The 16,023-nt window shown below is 67.9% G+C and carries 15 protein-coding genes; 12 read left to right on the top strand and 3 right to left on the bottom strand.

The genetic code is table 11. The annotated features are described in order from the left end of the window. Positions 1 to 18 precede the first annotated feature (18 nt). The 5 genes from lipA (at position 19) to gnd (ending at position 6,416) form a co-directional block, all read left to right on the top strand. Positions 19 to 1,032, top strand: a complete 1,014-nt coding sequence (gene lipA / locus ABE434_RS02465) for a lipoyl synthase (protein ID WP_176988175.1) — start codon at positions 19 to 21, stop codon at positions 1,030 to 1,032. A 237-nt stretch (positions 1,033 to 1,269) separates the two neighbouring features. Further along, positions 1,270 to 3,447 (top strand): carboxy terminal-processing peptidase, encoded by a 2,178-nt coding sequence (locus ABE434_RS02460; RefSeq protein WP_346477708.1) that lies wholly within the window; start codon positions 1,270 to 1,272, stop codon positions 3,445 to 3,447. Between the two features lie 130 nt (positions 3,448 to 3,577). Continuing rightward, complete coding sequence (locus ABE434_RS02455; RefSeq protein ID WP_176988177.1) at positions 3,578 to 4,204, top strand: DUF2242 domain-containing protein; 627 nt, start codon at positions 3,578 to 3,580, stop codon at positions 4,202 to 4,204. Positions 4,205 to 4,226: 22 nt separating this feature from the next. Beyond that, entirely contained in the window at positions 4,227 to 5,510 is a 1,284-nt protein-coding gene (locus tag ABE434_RS02450; RefSeq protein ID WP_346477707.1) for a hypothetical protein, read from the top strand. A 3-nt stretch (positions 5,511 to 5,513) separates the two neighbouring features. Next, on the top strand, positions 5,514 to 6,416 hold the full coding sequence (gnd, locus tag ABE434_RS02445; protein WP_346477706.1) for a phosphogluconate dehydrogenase (NAD(+)-dependent, decarboxylating): 903 nt from the start codon (positions 5,514 to 5,516) through the stop codon (positions 6,414 to 6,416). An 85-nt stretch (positions 6,417 to 6,501) separates the two neighbouring features. Here gnd and ABE434_RS02440 read toward each other — a convergent pair whose 3' ends face one another. Beyond that, entirely contained in the window at positions 6,502 to 7,542 is a 1,041-nt protein-coding gene (locus ABE434_RS02440) for an oxidoreductase (protein ID WP_346477705.1), read from the bottom strand. A gap of 170 nt (positions 7,543 to 7,712) precedes the next feature. On the opposite strand from ABE434_RS02440, the gene ABE434_RS02435 reads away from it, so the two are divergent. The 4 genes from ABE434_RS02435 to ABE434_RS02420 all read left to right on the top strand — a co-directional run bounded on the left by ABE434_RS02435 (position 7,713) and on the right by ABE434_RS02420 (position 12,112). Then, positions 7,713 to 8,090 carry a BON domain-containing protein gene (locus ABE434_RS02435; RefSeq protein WP_179460045.1) on the top strand — a complete coding sequence of 126 codons (378 nt, stop codon included), beginning with the start codon at positions 7,713 to 7,715 and terminating at the stop codon, positions 8,088 to 8,090. A 245-nt stretch (positions 8,091 to 8,335) separates the two neighbouring features. Then, positions 8,336 to 10,156: an ATP-binding protein gene (locus ABE434_RS02430; RefSeq protein WP_346477704.1), complete on the top strand. Its 1,821-nt coding sequence runs from the start codon at positions 8,336 to 8,338 to the stop codon at positions 10,154 to 10,156. Then, positions 10,153 to 10,593, top strand: coding sequence for a response regulator (locus tag ABE434_RS02425; RefSeq protein ID WP_346477703.1), 441 nt, complete (start codon positions 10,153 to 10,155; stop codon positions 10,591 to 10,593). Before ABE434_RS02430 ends, ABE434_RS02425 begins: the two co-directional genes overlap by 4 nt. 4 nt (positions 10,594 to 10,597) lie before the next feature. After that, positions 10,598 to 12,112 carry an ATP-binding protein gene (locus ABE434_RS02420; protein WP_346477702.1) on the top strand — a complete coding sequence of 505 codons (1,515 nt, stop codon included), beginning with the start codon at positions 10,598 to 10,600 and terminating at the stop codon, positions 12,110 to 12,112. Here ABE434_RS02420 and ABE434_RS02415 read toward each other — a convergent pair whose 3' ends face one another. Further along, entirely contained in the window at positions 12,113 to 12,847 is a 735-nt protein-coding gene (locus ABE434_RS02415) for a 20S proteasome subunit A/B (protein WP_179460048.1), read from the bottom strand. It abuts the gene before it with no gap. Between the two features lie 84 nt (positions 12,848 to 12,931). On the opposite strand from ABE434_RS02415, the gene folK reads away from it, so the two are divergent. Continuing rightward, the gene (folK, locus tag ABE434_RS02410; protein WP_176988185.1) at positions 12,932 to 13,423 is read left to right on the top strand and encodes a 2-amino-4-hydroxy-6-hydroxymethyldihydropteridine diphosphokinase; all 492 of its coding nucleotides are present in this window, start codon (positions 12,932 to 12,934) and stop codon (positions 13,421 to 13,423) included. A 126-nt stretch (positions 13,424 to 13,549) separates the two neighbouring features. Here the strand turns inward: folK and ABE434_RS02405 are convergent, their stop codons facing one another. After that, on the bottom strand, positions 13,550 to 14,287 hold the full coding sequence (locus ABE434_RS02405; protein WP_176988186.1) for a pteridine reductase: 738 nt from the start codon (positions 14,285 to 14,287) through the stop codon (positions 13,550 to 13,552). 56 nt (positions 14,288 to 14,343) lie between these two features. On the opposite strand from ABE434_RS02405, the gene ABE434_RS02400 reads away from it, so the two are divergent. Further along, positions 14,344 to 15,528 (top strand): class I SAM-dependent methyltransferase, encoded by a 1,185-nt coding sequence (locus tag ABE434_RS02400; protein WP_346477701.1) that lies wholly within the window; start codon positions 14,344 to 14,346, stop codon positions 15,526 to 15,528. Between the two features lies 1 nt (position 15,529). Next, the gene (locus ABE434_RS02395; RefSeq protein WP_346477700.1) at positions 15,530 to 15,919 is read left to right on the top strand and encodes a VanZ family protein; all 390 of its coding nucleotides are present in this window, start codon (positions 15,530 to 15,532) and stop codon (positions 15,917 to 15,919) included. The last annotated feature ends 104 nt before the right edge of the window (positions 15,920 to 16,023 follow it).

Genomic DNA, 16,023 nt, shown 5'->3' with positions numbered 1-16,023 from the left:
ACGCCGCCGACCAAGGCCATGACTGAAACCACCGCTCGCCTCATTCCCCTGCAGGTTGTGCAGGGCGACACGCCGTCCGCCGCCCCGTTGCAGACGGGCGTCAAACAGATCGGCGGTGACAAGATCGGCCGCTCGCCGGTGCAGTTCGCCGACGCGCCGGTGCTGCGCAAGCCGTCGTGGATCCGCGTGCGGATTCCGTCGGGCAACGCCGTGCAGAACCTCAAGGCCAAGCTGCGCGAGAACCGCCTGGTCACGGTCTGCGAGGAAGCCAGCTGCCCCAACATCCACGAGTGCTTCAGCCACGGCACCGCGACCTTCATGATCCTCGGCGAGGTCTGCACCCGCCGCTGCTCGTTCTGCGACGTCGCCCACGGCCGGCCGAAGCCGCCGGACGCCAATGAACCGGCCAGCCTGTCCCAGACCGTGGCCGACATGGGCCTGAAGTACGTCGTGGTGACCAGCGTGGACCGCGACGACCTGCGCGACGGCGGTGCCCAGCACTTCGCCGACTGCATCGGCGCCATCCGTGCCAAGTCGCCCAACACCAAGATCGAAGTGCTGACCCCGGACTTCCGTGGCAAGGGCCGCATGGAGCGCGCGCTGGAGATCCTGGCGACCAATCCGCCGGATGTGTTCAACCACAACATCGAAACCGTGCCGGACCTGTACCGCAACGTGCGCCCGGGCGCGGATTACCAGTGGTCGCTGACCCTGCTCAAGAAGTTCAAGGCCCAGCATCCGGAGATCGCCACCAAGTCCGGCATCATGCTCGGTCTGGGCGAGACCCTCGAGCAGGTCCAGGCCACGCTGCGCGACCTGCGCGAGCACGACGTGGACATGATCACGATCGGCCAGTACCTGCAGCCGACCGCCCACCACCACCCGGTGCTGCGTTACTGGACGCCCGAGGAATACAAGGCGCTGGAGGAGTACGGCAACGCGCTGGGCTTCAGCCACGTCGCCTCCGGTCCGATGGTGCGCTCGTCCTACCACGCCGACCGCCAGGCGGCCGACGCCGGCGTCGCCGGTTGATCCAACGGGCCCTTCGGGGCCCGTTCTGTCATTCCCCCTGTCTTCCCCCGGCTGCGGCCCTGAACCGCGGATGGCCGCAGGCCTGTGCCTGCCTGCCGATCCCGCCGGTATTCACAAATTTCTCCAACGGCCTCGGTAGGCTGAAGGCCCCGGTGACAAACGCGGCAACTTTCGGCACTGTCGTGGTGTCTGTAATGCACGCAGTCTCTCCCTTGGCAAGGTGCCACGAGCTAGTCCATGAAATTCAAAGCCCCCGCATTCCTGATGGCCCTGGCGCTCACCGCGCCGATGGCACTGGCCGCCTACGCCGATTCGCCCGCGCTGCCCTCGGCCGCCACGGCCGACCAGGTGACCACCTCCAAGCTGGTCTACGGACTGCTCTCGGACAGCCGATACGCCTACCGGCCGCGCGCACTTGATGCGGCGACCTCCAAGGACGTCTTCAAGCGCTACCTGGAGTCGCTCGACAGCAGCAAGCAGTTCTTCACCCAGGCCGACATCACCCGCTTCGCGCCGTTCGAGGCCAACATCGCCACCGCCATCCGCGGAGGTGAGCTGGAGCCGGCGTTCCAGGTGTTCGCGGTCTACAAGCAGCGCGTGGGCGAGCGCGTCGGCTATGCGCGCAAGCTGCTGAAGCAGGACTTCGATTTCAGCACCGACGAAAAGTTCGAGTACGACCGCAAGGACGTGCCATGGGCCGCGGGCAGCGCCGAACTGGACGATCTGTGGCGCAAGTCGGTCAAGAACGATTGGCTGCGCCTGAAGCTGGCCGGCAAGCAGCCGGCCGAGATCCGCAAGACGCTGGACAAGCGTTACGCCACGCTGGAAAAGTCGGTCAATGAGCTCAAGGGCGAGGACGTGTTCCAGTTCTTCCTCAACGCCTACACCAGCGCCGTCGACCCGCATACCGATTACTTCACCCCGCGCACCGCCGAGAACTTCAACCAGGCGATGTCGCTGTCGCTGGAAGGCATCGGCGCGCAGCTGCAGCGCCAGGACGACATGGTGGTGATCCGCGAGGTCATCGCCGGCGGCCCGGCCGCGGTCAATGGCACGCTCAAGCCGGGCGACCGCATCGTCGGCGTGGGCCAGGGCAAGTCCGGTCCGCTCGAGGACGTGATCGGCTGGCGCATCGATGACGTGGTGGCCAAGATCCGCGGCAAGAGCGATACCCAGGTCCGCCTGGAGTTCATTCCGGCCGAGGAAGGCGTCGACGGCAAGCACCACACCCTGGTGCTGACCCGCCAGAAGGTGCGCCTGGCCGAACAGGCCGCCAAGGGCGAAACCCTGACCATCCCGGCCAAGGATGGGGAGCCGGCGCGCAAGGTCGGCGTGATCAAGCTGCCGACGTTCTACCAGGATTTTGAAGGCCGCCGCCGCAATGCCGCGGACTACGCGTCGGCGACGCGCGACGTGGCCAAGCTGCTGGCCGGCTTCAAGGCCGACAAGCTCGACGGCGTGGTGCTGGACCTGCGCAACAACGGCGGTGGTTCGCTGGATGAAGCGATCGAACTGACCGGTCTGTTCATCGAACAGGGCCCGGTGGTCCAGGTGCGCGAGTCCGGTGGCCGCGTCACCGTCAACAGCGACCGCAGTGAAGTGGTGGCGTGGGACGGTCCGCTGGCCGTGCTGATCAACCGCGGCTCGGCCTCGGCGTCGGAAATCTTCGCCGGCGCCATCCAGGATTACGGCCGTGGCCTGGTGATCGGTGAGACCACCTTCGGCAAGGGCACCGTGCAGAACATCGTCGACCTCGACCGTTGGCCGAGTGGCGAGACCCAGCGCTTCGGCCAGGTCAAGCTGACCATCGCCCAGTTCTTCCGCGTCAGCGGCAGCAGCACGCAGCACAAGGGCGTGGTGCCCGATCTGGCCTTCCCGGCCAGCGTGGACGCCAGCGAGTACGGCGAAAGCACCTACGACAACGCCCTGCCGTGGACCCGCATCGCTGCCGTGCCGCACACCCAGTACGGCAATTTTGGTCCGCTGCTGCCCAAGCTGGAAAGCCGCCACGACACGCGCATCGCCGCCGACAAGGAGTTCCAGTGGTGGAACGAGGATGTCGAGCAGTTCCGCGCCGAGAAGGCCAAGAAGTACATCTCGCTCAACGAGGCCGAGCGCCGCGCCGAGCGTGAGAAGCAGGACAAGCAGCGCACCGATCGCCAGGCCATCCGCAAGCAGCTGGGCCTGGATCTGGATCCGCTGGCCGATGACAGCAATGACGACGGCCTGACCGGCAACGAGCGCGACATCGTCAAGGATGCCGCCCGCGAGAAGGCGGCCGAGAAGCGCCCGGATCCGCTGCTGCGCGAGTCGGCCGCGATCCTCGCCGATGCGGTCAACCTGCTGGAGGCCGACCGTCCGCTGTCGGCGCAGGTCCTGCCGCAGTCGACCGCCGTCGGCCGCTGGGCGGACTGACCGCTTCCGCGGCCGCCAGCTGAACAGGTGACAACTCCACAGGCCGCCCTCCGGGGCGGCCTGTGCGTATCCACCTCCTGCCAACGCGCACAGGTCTATCCTTGGAGGCTGGATTTCCGCAGGAGCGGCCATGCGCTTTCGTCGTGTACGTTCGATCCCGCTGCTGGCGGTGTTCGCCGCGTTGACCGCCTGTGGCGGCCGCGCCGCCGACAGTACCCTGATCCGGGAGTCCTTCGACTCCGGCGACACCTACTCGCGCACCGTCCCCGGCCCGCCGGCCCAGGCCTGCGAAGCCGCCCGACGCACCCTGCTCAGCCAGGGCTATGCGATCGCCCGCGCCGGCGATGACGCGGTGGAGGGCAACAAGAACTTCCAGCCCAAGGATGAGGAGCACGAGCAGTTGGTGCTGCGGATTTCCTGTGCGCCGCGCGGCGACCAGGCGCTGGTCTTCGTCAGCGCCGTGCAGGACCGCTACGCATTGAAGAAGAGCCCGACCTCGGCCAGTGTCGGCGTGGGTGCGCTGGGCTCGGTCTCGCTGCCGTTCGGCAGCAACGACGACTCGCTGGTGAAAGTGGCCAGCAGCACTGTGCAGGACGCCACCTTCTACCGCCGCTTCTTCGAGCGTCTGCAGCAGTACCTGCCGGCCGCCGCCGTGCCCGAGCCGACGCCGGCCGCCGCCCCGCCCGCGGCGCCCGCTGCAGCGGTGGAGACGCCGCCCACCACGGTGGTGAGCGATACGCCGGCATCGCTGCGCTGAGCGGGCGGGGGTGCGGCAGGCCATGGCAGCAGGATCGCGGCGCTGGCACCGCTGCGTGCTCGGCGCGCTGCTGGGACTGATCCCCGCGGCCAGCGCGTGGAGTGCGGCGTCCTGCGCGCAGCGCGTGCTGGAGGAGCTGGGCTGGCGGATCAGCGCCGCTGATATCGAGGCACCGATGGTGCAGGGCGGACCGGTCTGCGAGCGCGCCGACCTGCGCCAGGCGCAGGCGCACGGCGACCTGCGCGTGCAGCTGCCGCGTCAATGGTCGGAGGCGCAGCGGCAGGCCTGGCTGCCCACCTTGTTCGATGATCCGGCCACGGTGTGCGCCTACGCGTTCAAGCTCGGCGCCGCCACCCGCCGTGCCACCACCGCCCTGCAGGACAACGAGGGGTTCCGCTTCTCGGCGCTGCAGCTGGGCTGGATCGGCTTCGGCGCCGGCGGCGCCCAGGCCAAGGGCTGGGAGCGCTTCCGCAGCTTCGGCCGCGGCTATCAGCCGGCCGAGGCCAACAGCGCGGCACTGCAGACCTTCTACGACGGCCGCGTGCGCGCGGAATGCGGGGTCGGCCGCCAGGTCGCGCAGCTGGCGACCCAGCGCGAGCTGTACGGCGATGCCGCGTTCGATCGCGCGTTCTCGGCTGAAGAGCTGTCCATCGGCACCTTCCTGACCCTGCACGAGACCGACAGCATCCTGCTCGGCCGGCACGCCGGTGCGTTCCTGGCCGATGGGAAGGCAACGAAGACCGCCCAGCGCGGGCGGCAGGCGTTCGTGGGGACGCCCGGCTTCATCGAGCACGTGTTCGACCGCGCTTACCTGGACGACATCAACAACCAGGCCGAGAACTTCGTGGTGGTCGATGTCAGTGATGCGGCGGCGCGCGCGCTGCGCGAGCATGACGGCTTCGCGTACTACGACCGGATCAACCGGCGCATCTGGTCATTGGCCCAGCGCATGCCGGGCCCGGGCCCGCGCCGTTTCGAGCGCCTGCTGATCGAGCGTGATCCGATCTTGCGGCGCGAAGTGCCGGCCGCGCAGCAGCCGCTGCTGAAGGAACTGGACGCGTTGCTGGACGATCCGTTCTACCAGGGGTTCCTGATTTACGTGCATCCACGCGGTATACGTCCTATCGGATATCACATCGCGCGCCTGCTCGACCGCAATCCGCGGACGCCGTTCGCGATCGAGCTGGGGCTGCACAATCTGCACACCACGTTGTACCGGCGCTGGATCGACGCACAGCTGCAGCAGTGCGCGGCCGCGCCGGTCTCTCCCGTTACACAACCGTATTCGCAAGCTGAGCAAAGGTGAGTCATGGATATTGCAATGATTGGACTGGGCCGCATGGGCGCCAACATGGCCGAGCGCCTGCACCGCGGCGGTCATCGCGTGATCGGGGTCGATCCCGGTGAGGCCGCACGCACCGCGGCGGCCGCGCGTGGTTTCGAGGTCAGCGCCTCGATCGCCGATACGCTTGCCGCGCTGCCGGTGCCGCGCGTGGTGTGGTTGATGGTGCCGGCCGGCGTCGTCGACCAGACGCTGGCCTCGCTCTCGCCGCATCTGTCCGAAGGCGACGTGGTGATCGACGGCGGCAACTCGTACTACAAGGATTCCATGCGCCGCAGCGAACAGCTGCAGGGCGAAGACGTGACCTATATCGACTGCGGCACCAGCGGCGGCGTGTGGGGCCTGCAGGAGGGCTACAGCCTGATGATCGGCGGTGACAAGGCCGCGGTCGAACGGATCGGCGCGATCTTCCGCACGCTGGCACCGGGTGAAGACCGCGGCTGGGCGCATGTCGGCCCGAGCGGGGCAGGGCACTTCTGCAAGATGGTCCACAACGGCATCGAGTACGGGATGATGCAGGCCTACGCGGAAGGCTTCGCGCTGATGCAGCACAAGACCGAGTTCAACCTCGATCTGGCGCAGGTGGCCAAGGCCTGGCAGCACGGCAGCGTGGTGCGTTCGTGGCTGCTCGATCTCAGCGCCGATGCGCTGGGCCGCAACCCGCAGCTGGACGGTATCGCGCCGCATGTCGATGACTCCGGCGAAGGCCGCTGGACCGTCGCTGAAGCGATCGACCTTGATGTGTCGGCTCCGGTGATCACCCTGTCCCTGCTTGAGCGGCTGCGCTCGCGCGAGAAGAACTCCTTCAGCGATCGCCTGCTGGCGGCGATGCGCAACGAGTTCGGCGGCCACGCGATCAAGTCGACCTGAGGCCGACCGATGCGGGCCGACGGGACGTGATCGTCCGGCCCGCATCCACGCAGGGCGTGGATCTATATGGCGTGGCGTGACCGACTCACAGGGTTACCCGCCGCCCGCTGCGTGCGCTCTCTGCGCCCGCTTCCAGCAGGCGCATCAGCTGCAGTGCCTGCGCGGTGCTGACCGGCGCTTCGCCCGTACCCAGCATCGCATCGCGGAAGGCCGCGTAGAACGCGCGGTAATCGCCGGGCACGTTGTCCACGGTGCTGCGCTGGGTGTGTCCGTCCGCATCGACCCGCACCAGGTGGCCATGCTGCGGGTCCAGCCCCCAGCCCGGCGCACCCGGCGCGACACCGCGGCGCAGTTGATCTTCCTGCACGTCCAGCCCCTCCTTGAGGTAGCTGCCGGCATCGCCATGCACGATGAAGCGAGGGCTGGAGGCGGCGACCAGCGAACCGGCATGCAGGATCGCCCGGTGGCGCGGGTAGTGCAGCACCGCGTGGAAGTAGTCGTTGCCGAGCGCGTGCTCGCGCTGCGCCATCAGGTCCACGCTGATCGCGCCGGGCCAGCCGAACAGCTGCAGCATCTGGTCGAGCAGATGGGGACCGAGATCCATCCACAGGCCGCTGCCGGGGGCATCGCTCTCGCGCCAGCGGTCACGCACCTGCGGGCGGAACCGGTCGAAGTGGGAATGGCATTCGGCGACGCGGCCGACGCGGCCTTCGGCGAGCACCTGCTTCAGGGTGAGGAAGTCGGCGTCGTGGCGACGGTTCTGGAAGACGGTGACGACACGGTCGGCCTCCCGTGCGGCCTGCACCACCGCCTCGGCTTCGGCCACCGAGAGGGCGAACGGCTTGTCCACCAGCACGTGTTTGCCCGCGGCCAGCGCGGCGCGCGCCAGCGGTGCGTGCGCATCGTTGGGTGTGGCGATGACGACGGCGTCGACCGCAGGATCATCGAACAGCTGCTGCGGATCGTCGCAGAGGCGCACATCGGTGAAGCTGCGTAGCAGCCGATCGCGCTGCGAACTGACGATGCTGTGCAGGGCAAGCCCGGGCGTGTGCAGGATCAATGGCGCATGGAACATGCTCCCCGCCAGGCCGTAGCCGATCAGTCCCACCTGAAGTACGGCGGCCATGGTGCACTCCAACATAACGGGGCAGGACAGCGTAACGGCTGCACGCGTGGGGCGGAAATCTGAACGGTTCGGCAGCAAGCTGAGTGGTTCACGGCGACGTTATGTGGTGCGCACGTCCCGTCCACGGCCCTGCACGGACACTGGTCCCACATCCGCAAAGGAATTCGAACATGACCAACACGACCCGTAATCTGCTTGCTGCTTCGCTGGCCCTGGGCATGGTGCTGGGCACCTCGTCCGCGATGGCCAAGGATCCGCCGAAGAGCACCGATCATGCCGCGATGACCCATGCCGATACGCACGATTCGGCCGAGCCGGTCACCGACAGCTGGATCACCACCAAGGTCAAGACCGACCTGCTGACCAGCAAGAACGTGCCGGGTACCGAAGTGAAGGTGGAGACCGTCAATGGCGTGGTCACCCTCACCGGCACCGTGGCCAGCCAGGCCGAGCATGACAAGGCCGTCCGCGTGACCCAGCAGATCAAGGGCGTCAAGCGCGTCGACGCCGCTGGCCTGAAGGTTGCCGCAGCCGCTGCCAAGCGCTGAGTCCGGCCGTAATGTTGAACAGGGCGCGCCTTCGGGCGCGCTTTTTTTTGGGCGCTTTCCCTCTCCGCCTGGCAGGCGTCGCGCGCCCTCCGAGCCTCCCCGGGGTGCGTTCAGACAGGTGATTGCCTGCGTATTCACAAAGGGGTGGAGTATATTCAGCGCTTCGCCATCGTCGGCGCGGTGCACGGCCCGGACCTCCCGGTGCCTGGGCACGGCCGGTCTTGGCATCGAGCTGAAGAGGGACTATGGCGCTGGTGTTCAGTGATCAAATCTGGGACCGCTGGCGTCTGCCGGCCCTGGCCCTGGCGGCGGTAGCCATCATCGTGGTGCCGTGGCTCACCCTGCGCAAACTGGCCAACGACAACATCGATGCGATGAACTGGGTCACCCACACCCAGGATGTCGGCGTGGCCGTCTATCAGCTTCAGGCCGACGTACGCGATGTTGAGTCCGCTGCGTTGACGATGTCCAAGGGCATCGACGCGCCGGGCCTGCGCGAGCGGTTGGCGCAGGCCGATGATATTCCCGGGCGGTTGGCCCGGCTGGCCGAACTGACCCGCGACAATCCCGATCAGCTGATCCGGATCGGTCGCATCCAGTCGATGCTTGAACGCCGCATGGAACTGGCCAAGCAGCTGGCCCGTTCCGCGCCCGACGCCGATCAGCGGCAGCTGGTGGCCGACCTGACCACCCGCTATCCGATCCGCCGCCTGGTCGAGGAACTGCAGGCTACCGAAGAACAACTGCTCGCCAAGCGCTCGGAGCTGTTCGCCGCGCAGCAGCGCCAGGGCGAGCTCGTCTCCTGGTCGGCACTGATCGTGCAGCTGCTGCTGCTTGGCCTGGTGCTGTGGCTGCTGCAGCGGCAGATCCGCCACCGCCTCAGCGCGGAACGTGCCTCGCTGCGTGCGGCCGAGCGTGCGGCCTCGGTGCTGCACACGGTGCGGGAGCCGATCGTGCTGCTCGACCGCGCGTTGCGCGTGCAGATGCACAACCCGGCCTTCGGCGAGCTGTACGGCCTGGACGAAGAGGCCCCGGCCGAAGGGCTGCCGCTGGACAGCATCGGCGACGGTGCCTGGGCCGATGCGGTGGTCCGCCAGCGCCTGACCGACGTGCTGCTGCGCGGCCGCGAGCTGTGGGACTACGAGCACGAGCAGCGCACCGCCGATGACGTGGTGCGGATCATGCTGATCAACGCGCGGCGCATGCCGCTGCCGGACAAGGATGACGAAGTGGTGCTGATGACCGTCAGCGATGTCACCGTCCAGCGCGCCGTGCAGCTGCGCGTGGAAGAACTGAACCGGCAGCTGGAAGGCAAGGTCGAGCAGGTCTCCGAGGTCAACCGCGAGCTGGAAGCGTTCAGTTATTCGGTGTCGCATGATCTGCGCGCGCCGCTGCGCCACGTGGCCGGTTTCTCGGACAAGCTGACCCGCCACCTGGGCGAGGGCGCGGATGAAAAATCGCTGCACTACCTGGGTGTGATCTCCAATTCGGCCAAGCGCATGGCCGCCCTGATCGACGATCTGCTGGTCTATTCGCGCCTGGGCCGGGCGGCGATGCGCCTGCAGGCCGTGGACATGCAGTCGCTGGTCGCCGACACCCGCGCGATGCTCGATGCCAACCAGCAGAGCGAGTCCGAAAGTACCGGCGTACCGCACCATGTCGACTGGAAGATCGCGCCGCTGCCGATCATTGTTTCCGATGAAAACATGATGCGGCAGGTCTGGCTGAATCTGCTCGGCAATGCGATCAAGTATTCTTCCAACCGCGAGCCGGCCCGGATCGAGGTCGACTACAAACTCCAGCCTGACGGCAGCCATCTGTTCACCGTGCGCGACAACGGCGCCGGGTTCGACATGGCCTACGCCGGCAAGCTGTTCGGGGTGTTCCAACGCCTGCACAAGGCCAGCGACTACCCGGGTACGGGCATCGGCCTGGCCAGCGTCCGCCGGGTGTTGACCCGCCACGGCGGCCGCATCTGGGCCGAGTCGGCGGTCGATCAGGGCGCCACGTTCCACTTCGTTCTTCCACCCGCGCTCGACGCAATCAACAAGGGCTCCGCCGCATGACCGCTCTCCGCACCATCCTCCTCGCCGAGGACAGCCCCGCCGATGCCGAGATGGCCATCGACGCCCTGAAGGAGGCCCGCCTGGCCAATCCGATCGTGCACGTCGAAGACGGCGTGGAAACGATGGACTACCTGCTGCGCCGTGGCGCCTTCGCCAACCGCGAGGAAGGCCTGCCGGCGGTGCTGCTGCTGGACATCAAGATGCCGCGCATGGATGGCCTGGAAGTGCTCAAGGAAATCCGCAACACCGAAGAGCTCAAGCGGCTGCCGGTGGTGATCCTGTCTTCCTCGCGCGAAGAAAGCGACCTGGCGCGCAGCTGGGATATGGGCGTGAACGCCTACGTGGTCAAGCCGGTGGATGTCGACCAGTTCTTTGGTGCGGTGCAGACCCTGGGCAAGTTCTGGGGTCTGATCAACCAGGCACCGGAGGTCGAGTAAGCCCATGCCGCTCACCGGCCCTGCGTTGGGTGCCCTGCGGATCCTGCTGATCGAGGATTCGCCGGAAGACGCCGAACTGATGTGCGAGCAGATGCTCGACGCTGGCCTGGAGGCCAGTTTCGAGCGGGTCGAGAGCGCGCAGGAACTGCGCGACGCGCTGGAGCGCGCCGCGCCGGACATCGTGCTGTCGGACCTGAGCATGCCCGGCTTTTCCGGCAATGAAGCGCTGCAGATCGTGCGCGCCGTGTTGCCGGACGTGCCCTTCATCTTCGTGTCCGGCACGATGGGTGAGGAAAACGCCGTGGCCGCCCTGCACCAGGGTGCCAACGACTACATCATCAAGCACCAGCCGGCGCGCCTGCCCTCGGCGGTGGCGCGCGCGGTACGCGAAGCGCGCAGCGCGATCGACCGCCAGCGGGTGGAAGCCGAGCTGATGCGCGCCCAGCGGCTGGAAAGCCTGTCGCTGCTGGCGGCCGGGCTGAGCCATGACCTGCGCAACATCCTGCAGCCGCTGCTGATCATGCCGGACCTGCTCAAGGCGCGCACCGACGACCCGCAGCTGCACCATCTGGCCGACATCATCGCCGAGTGCGGCCGCCGCGGCCACGAGATGGCCGAGTCGATGCTGTCCTTCGTGCGCGGTTCGCGCAAGCCAAGCGAGCACATCTGCCTGGCCCACCTGTTCGAAGGCGTGGAGCTGCTCCTGCGCAGCAACCTGCCGGCCAAGGTCACCCTGCACCTGGAGGTGGCCGACGGGCTGGCGGTGGATGCCAATTACACCGAGCTGCAGCAGGTGCTGCTCAATCTGTCCCTGAATGCCATCCAGGCGATGCCCGACGGTGGCCGGCTGACCCTGCGCGCTGCGGCGGCCGCCGATACCCATGGCGATGACTGGCTGCGCATCACGGTGTCCGACGAAGGCATCGGCATGGACGCGCAGACGCTGTCGAACCTGTTCAATCCGTTCTTCACCACCAAGGCGACCGGCACCGGGCTCGGCCTGATTTCCTGCAAGCGCATCATCGAAGGCGCGCACGGGACCATCCAGGTCGACAGCACCCCGGGCGTCGGGACGCGCTTCGATGTCCTGCTGCCGATGCAGGTGATCGTCGATGCGGCCGAGGCGGTCGATGGGCCGATCACCGCCGGTACGGGGCAGTCGATCCTGGTGGTCGATGGCGAGGCCACGCGGCTGTCGTTGCTGGGCAATGCGCTTTCCAGCCAGGGCTATCACCTGCAGCTGGCCTCCGATGGCGCTGCCGCGCTGCGCTGGATGCAGCAGGAGAGCATGCCCGCGCTGGTGATCGCCGATGCGGGCTCCAAGCTGCTCTCGGCCAGCCATCTGCTCGGCGAAATGGCCTCGCTGGGCTATCACGGCCCGGCGCTGGTGCTGGAAGAAGCCGACGTCACGGTACCGCTGGCGGTGTTCCCGCCGGGCATCAACGTGCACGTGCTGCGCAAACCACTGGAAATGCAGCAGGTGTTCCGTTCGGTCGCCGAGGCGCTGGAAACCGCCTGATCAGGTCTCCCACGGAAACCGTGGGAGGCTGGCCACGGCCTGTTCGAGCCTGAAAGACCAATTGCCGTGGATCTCCGCGTACAGCGGACTGTCGCCGGCCAGGCGCATGCGCTGGGTGATGCGCAGGTCATCCCTGCGGATCAGCACCAGGTCGACCGGCAGCCCGACCGACAGATTGGAGCGGATGGTCGAGTCCAGCGACACGATCGCCGTGCGCGCAGCGTCTTCCAGCCGGGTCTGCGGGCGCAGGATCCGGTCCAGGATGGGCTTGCCGTACTTGGACTCGCCGATCTGCAGGAACGGGGTTTCCGGCGACGCCGCGATGGCATTGCCGAGCGGGTAGATCATGTACAGGCCGGGGTGCTCGCCGCTGATCTGGCCGCCCAGGATCAGCGTGGCCTGGGTCACGATGCCATCCTGCCCGGCCTCATGCGTGCTGGATTTGACCTGGCTGTCGAGCAGCACGCGGCCCACGTATTCGGCCACTTCGAACAGATGGCGGTAAGCGCGCAGGTTCTCGGGCCGCTGCTCCTCCACGTCGCGCCGCAGCCGCGAGATCAGCAGCTGGGTCGTCGCCAGGTTGCCGGCGGCCATGATGACGAAGGCCGCTTCACCGGGGAACTCGAACTCGTGCAGCTTCCGGTGCACGCGCACGTCGTCCAGCGACGCGTTGGTGCGGGTGTCGGCGGCGAAGACCAGGCCTTCGTCCACCTCGATGCCGACGCAATAGGTCATGTCGGTGTCCTATGATGTGCACCCCGATTCTATGCGCTGGCCCCGTTGCCCCCGTGTGGAGTCGCCCCACGTACGCTGAATACCATGATCACTGCGCTCCTGAGCCTGGGCAGCAACCTGCAGCCGCAACAGCATCTTCACGCCGCGGTGGAGGCCCTGCGCGCGCGCTTCGGCGCGATCGCGGTCTCGCCGGCCTACCGCACCGCCGCGGTGGGCTTTGATGGCCCGGATTTCCTCAACAACGCGGTGGCGATCCAGACCGATCTGCCGCTGCAGACGCTGGATGACTGGCTGCATGCGCTGGAAGACGCCCACGGCCGCGACCGCAGCGGCCCGCGCTTCAGCGACCGCACCCTGGACATCGACGTGGTGTTCTACGGCGATCTGATCGTGGAAGGCCCCGGCCACCTGCGCATCCCGCGCCCGGAGCTCAAGCACGCTTTCGTGCTCAAGCCGCTGGCCGACATCGCGCCGGACTTCCGCGATCCGGTCAGCGGGCTGACCCTGGATGCGCTGTGGCGCGCGCATCGGCAGTTCGGCGAGCCGTTCGACACGATGGACCTGCTGCCCGGCTGATCGATGCACGGGTGGTGCCGGCCGCTGGCCGGCACTCCGACACTGCCCGGCTGATCGATGCGGTAGGTACCGACCGTTGGTCGGTACGGGGCCTGCACGCGACCCAGCGTGCGGTCCAACCGGCGTTTACGACAACGTCCGCCCACCATCCACGCGCAGGGTGTGCCCGGTGACGAACGCGGCATCGGTGGCCAGCCAGTACACCGCCTCGGCGATCTCCTCCACCGTGCCGGTGCGTGCCAGCGGCGTGCGTGCCAGCAGCGCCTGCTGCGCGAAGTCATCCTTGCCCTGTTCCGGCCACAGGATCGCCCCGGGCGCGACCGCATTGACCCGGACCTTGGGCGCCAGCTCGAGCGCCAGCGAGCGGGTGACCATCTCCAGCGCTGCCTTGGCCGCTGCGTACACCGGGTGGTCGCGCATCGGCTGGGTGCCGTGCAGGTCGGTCAGGTTGACGATGCTGCCCTGCTGGCGGCGCAGGTGCGGCGCCGCGGCCTGGGCCAGCAGCAGGGGCGCGCGTGCGTTGACCGCGAACAGGTCGTCCCACTGCGCGGCGGTGATCTGGCCGAGCAGGGTGGGGTAGAAGTTCGAGGCGTTGTTGACCAGCGTGTCCAGCCGGCCGAACTGGGCCACGGTCTGGTCGACCAGGTCGGGCAGGGCCTCGGCATCGCGCAGATCGGCCTGCAGGGCCAGCACGCTGCCCGGGCGCAGCATGTCCATGTCGAAGGCCATCTGCTGCAGCTCGGCGGTCGAGGTGTGGGCGTGCAGCACCACCGACCAGCCACAGGCGTGGAACTGGCGGGCGATGGCCGCGCCGATCCGGCGCGCACTGCCGGTGATCAGCGCCACGGGCGCGGTATCGGTCATCGGGGGTACTCCCTGCTCAGGCTATGCTGTGCATTGTCACCGCAATCGCCCGCGCCATGCATTCCCCACTGCCCCTCCCCGAATCCGACGCCCTGGCCCACAGCGACGAGCTGGCTGCGGCGCTGCGCGCTGAAATCCTCGCCAACGGCGGCGCGATGCCGTTCTCCCGCTTCATGGAGTTGAGCCTGTACGCGCCCGGTTGGGGGTACTACAGCGCCGGCGCCAGCAAGTTCGGCGCGGCCGGCGACTTCACCACCTCGCCGGAAATCGGCGCGCTGTTCGCCGCGACCCTGGCCAACGCGATCGCCCCGGTGATGCAGCAGCTCGGCCCGGAAGCGCGGTTCATGGAAGTCGGTGGCGGCAGCGGCGCCTTCGCCGAAGTGCTGCTCAAGCGCATGCTGGAACTGGACGCGCTGCCTGAGCGCTACGCGATCCTGGAGCCCAGCGCCGACCTGCGCGAGCGCCAGCGCGAGCGCCTGGAGAAGGCGCTGATCCCGCCGGTGTTCGCCCAGGTGGAATGGCTGGACCGCCCGTTCGATGACGACTGGGACGGCATGGTCTTCGCCAACGAAGTGATCGACGCGCTGCCGACGCCGCGCTTCCTCGCCCGCGACGGCATGGTCTATGAAGAAACCGTGGAGCTGGATGCCGACGGTGCCTTCGTGCGGGGCGCGCAGCCGGCCGATGCGATGCTCACGGCGGCGGTCCGCCACGTCGAGCATTACCGCGAGAAGCCCTTCGCCGATGGTTACCGCTCCGAACTGCTGCCGCAGCTGCCGTACTGGATCCAGGCGATCGCCGGCGGCCTGCAGCGCGGTGCGATGCTGTTCGTCGACTACGGCTACCCGCGCAACGAGTATTACCAGGACGACCGCGACGAGGGCACCGTGCGTGCGTTCTATCGCCACCACGTGCACAACGACCTGTACCGTTGGCCGGGCCTCCAGGACCTGACCGCGTCGGTGGATTTCACCGCGTTGGCCGAGTCGGGCACCGGCGCCGGTTTCGAGCTGGCCGGCTACTGCACCCAGGCCAGTTTCCTGCTCGGCAACGGGCTCGATGCGCTGCTGGAAAAGGCCGACGCGCGTACCGACGAGATCGGCCGCGTGCGGCTGCGCGACCAGGTGAAAAAGCTGACGCTGCCGACCGAGATGGGCGAGCGCTTCCAGGTGATGGGCTTCCAGCGTGACGTCGATTTCGAAGCCGCCTTCGAGCTCGGCGATCTGACCTGGCGCCTGTAAGGTGGCCGCGACCACGCTGCTGAAGCCGCTGCGCTGGCCGCGGGCATGGCTGGCGCTGTGGTGGCTGGCGGTGCTGGGCACGCTCGTGGTCTGCCTGATCCCGCCGCCGCCGATCCCGTTGCCGGAGAACAGCGATAAGGTCGAGCACTTCCTCGCGTATTTCTTGCTGGCCGCATCGGCCGTGCAGATTTACCAGCGCCGCGCAGCCCTGGTCTGGGCGGCGGTCGGCCTGGTCGCGCTGGGCATCGGCATCGAGTTCGCGCAGGGCGCTTTGACCGTCAACCGCATGGCCGATCCAATGGATGCGCTGGCCAACAGCGTCGGCGTGCTCGCCGGCATGGCGATCGTGTTCACCCCGCTGCGCGACCTGCTGCTTAGCCTGCGCGGGTGACGCGGGACGACGCATGACAGGTAGTGGCGGGCGCGGGGCGGCCACCCCCCCCATGTGGGAGTGAAGAGGTGGGGGGCCCCCGCCCGCGCAAACACCCCCCGGTT

The organism is Stenotrophomonas sp. TWI1183 (assembly GCF_039673115.1).
GTDB classification, from domain to species: Bacteria; Pseudomonadota; Gammaproteobacteria; order Xanthomonadales; family Xanthomonadaceae; genus Stenotrophomonas; species Stenotrophomonas maltophilia_AA.
The sequence above is the reverse complement of the archived record's forward strand: the minus strand, read 5'-3'. Positions and strand labels throughout refer to the sequence as shown.

What these genes read in the sequence shown, in the direction of transcription:
- ABE434_RS02460 (WP_346477708.1), top strand. Translation starts at nt 1,270, where the DNA reads ATGAAATTCAAAGCCCCCGCATTCCTGATGGCCCTGGCGCTCACCGCG.
- ABE434_RS02450 (WP_346477707.1), top strand. Translation starts at nt 4,227, where the DNA reads ATGGCAGCAGGATCGCGGCGCTGGCACCGCTGCGTGCTCGGCGCGCTG.
- ABE434_RS02440 (WP_346477705.1), bottom strand. Translation starts at nt 7,542, where the DNA reads ATGGCCGCCGTACTTCAGGTGGGACTGATCGGCTACGGCCTGGCGGGG.
- ABE434_RS02415 (WP_179460048.1), bottom strand. Translation starts at nt 12,847, where the DNA reads ATGACCTATTGCGTCGGCATCGAGGTGGACGAAGGCCTGGTCTTCGCC.
- ABE434_RS02425 (WP_346477703.1), top strand. Translation starts at nt 10,153, where the DNA reads ATGACCGCTCTCCGCACCATCCTCCTCGCCGAGGACAGCCCCGCCGAT.
- lipA (WP_176988175.1), top strand. Translation starts at nt 19, where the DNA reads ATGACTGAAACCACCGCTCGCCTCATTCCCCTGCAGGTTGTGCAGGGC.
- ABE434_RS02400 (WP_346477701.1), top strand. Translation starts at nt 14,344, where the DNA reads ATGCATTCCCCACTGCCCCTCCCCGAATCCGACGCCCTGGCCCACAGC.
- folK (WP_176988185.1), top strand. Translation starts at nt 12,932, where the DNA reads ATGATCACTGCGCTCCTGAGCCTGGGCAGCAACCTGCAGCCGCAACAG.
- ABE434_RS02420 (WP_346477702.1), top strand. Translation starts at nt 10,598, where the DNA reads ATGCCGCTCACCGGCCCTGCGTTGGGTGCCCTGCGGATCCTGCTGATC.
- ABE434_RS02430 (WP_346477704.1), top strand. Translation starts at nt 8,336, where the DNA reads ATGGCGCTGGTGTTCAGTGATCAAATCTGGGACCGCTGGCGTCTGCCG.
- ABE434_RS02455 (WP_176988177.1), top strand. Translation starts at nt 3,578, where the DNA reads ATGCGCTTTCGTCGTGTACGTTCGATCCCGCTGCTGGCGGTGTTCGCC.
- ABE434_RS02405 (WP_176988186.1), bottom strand. Translation starts at nt 14,287, where the DNA reads ATGACCGATACCGCGCCCGTGGCGCTGATCACCGGCAGTGCGCGCCGG.
- ABE434_RS02435 (WP_179460045.1), top strand. Translation starts at nt 7,713, where the DNA reads ATGACCAACACGACCCGTAATCTGCTTGCTGCTTCGCTGGCCCTGGGC.
- gnd (WP_346477706.1), top strand. Translation starts at nt 5,514, where the DNA reads ATGGATATTGCAATGATTGGACTGGGCCGCATGGGCGCCAACATGGCC.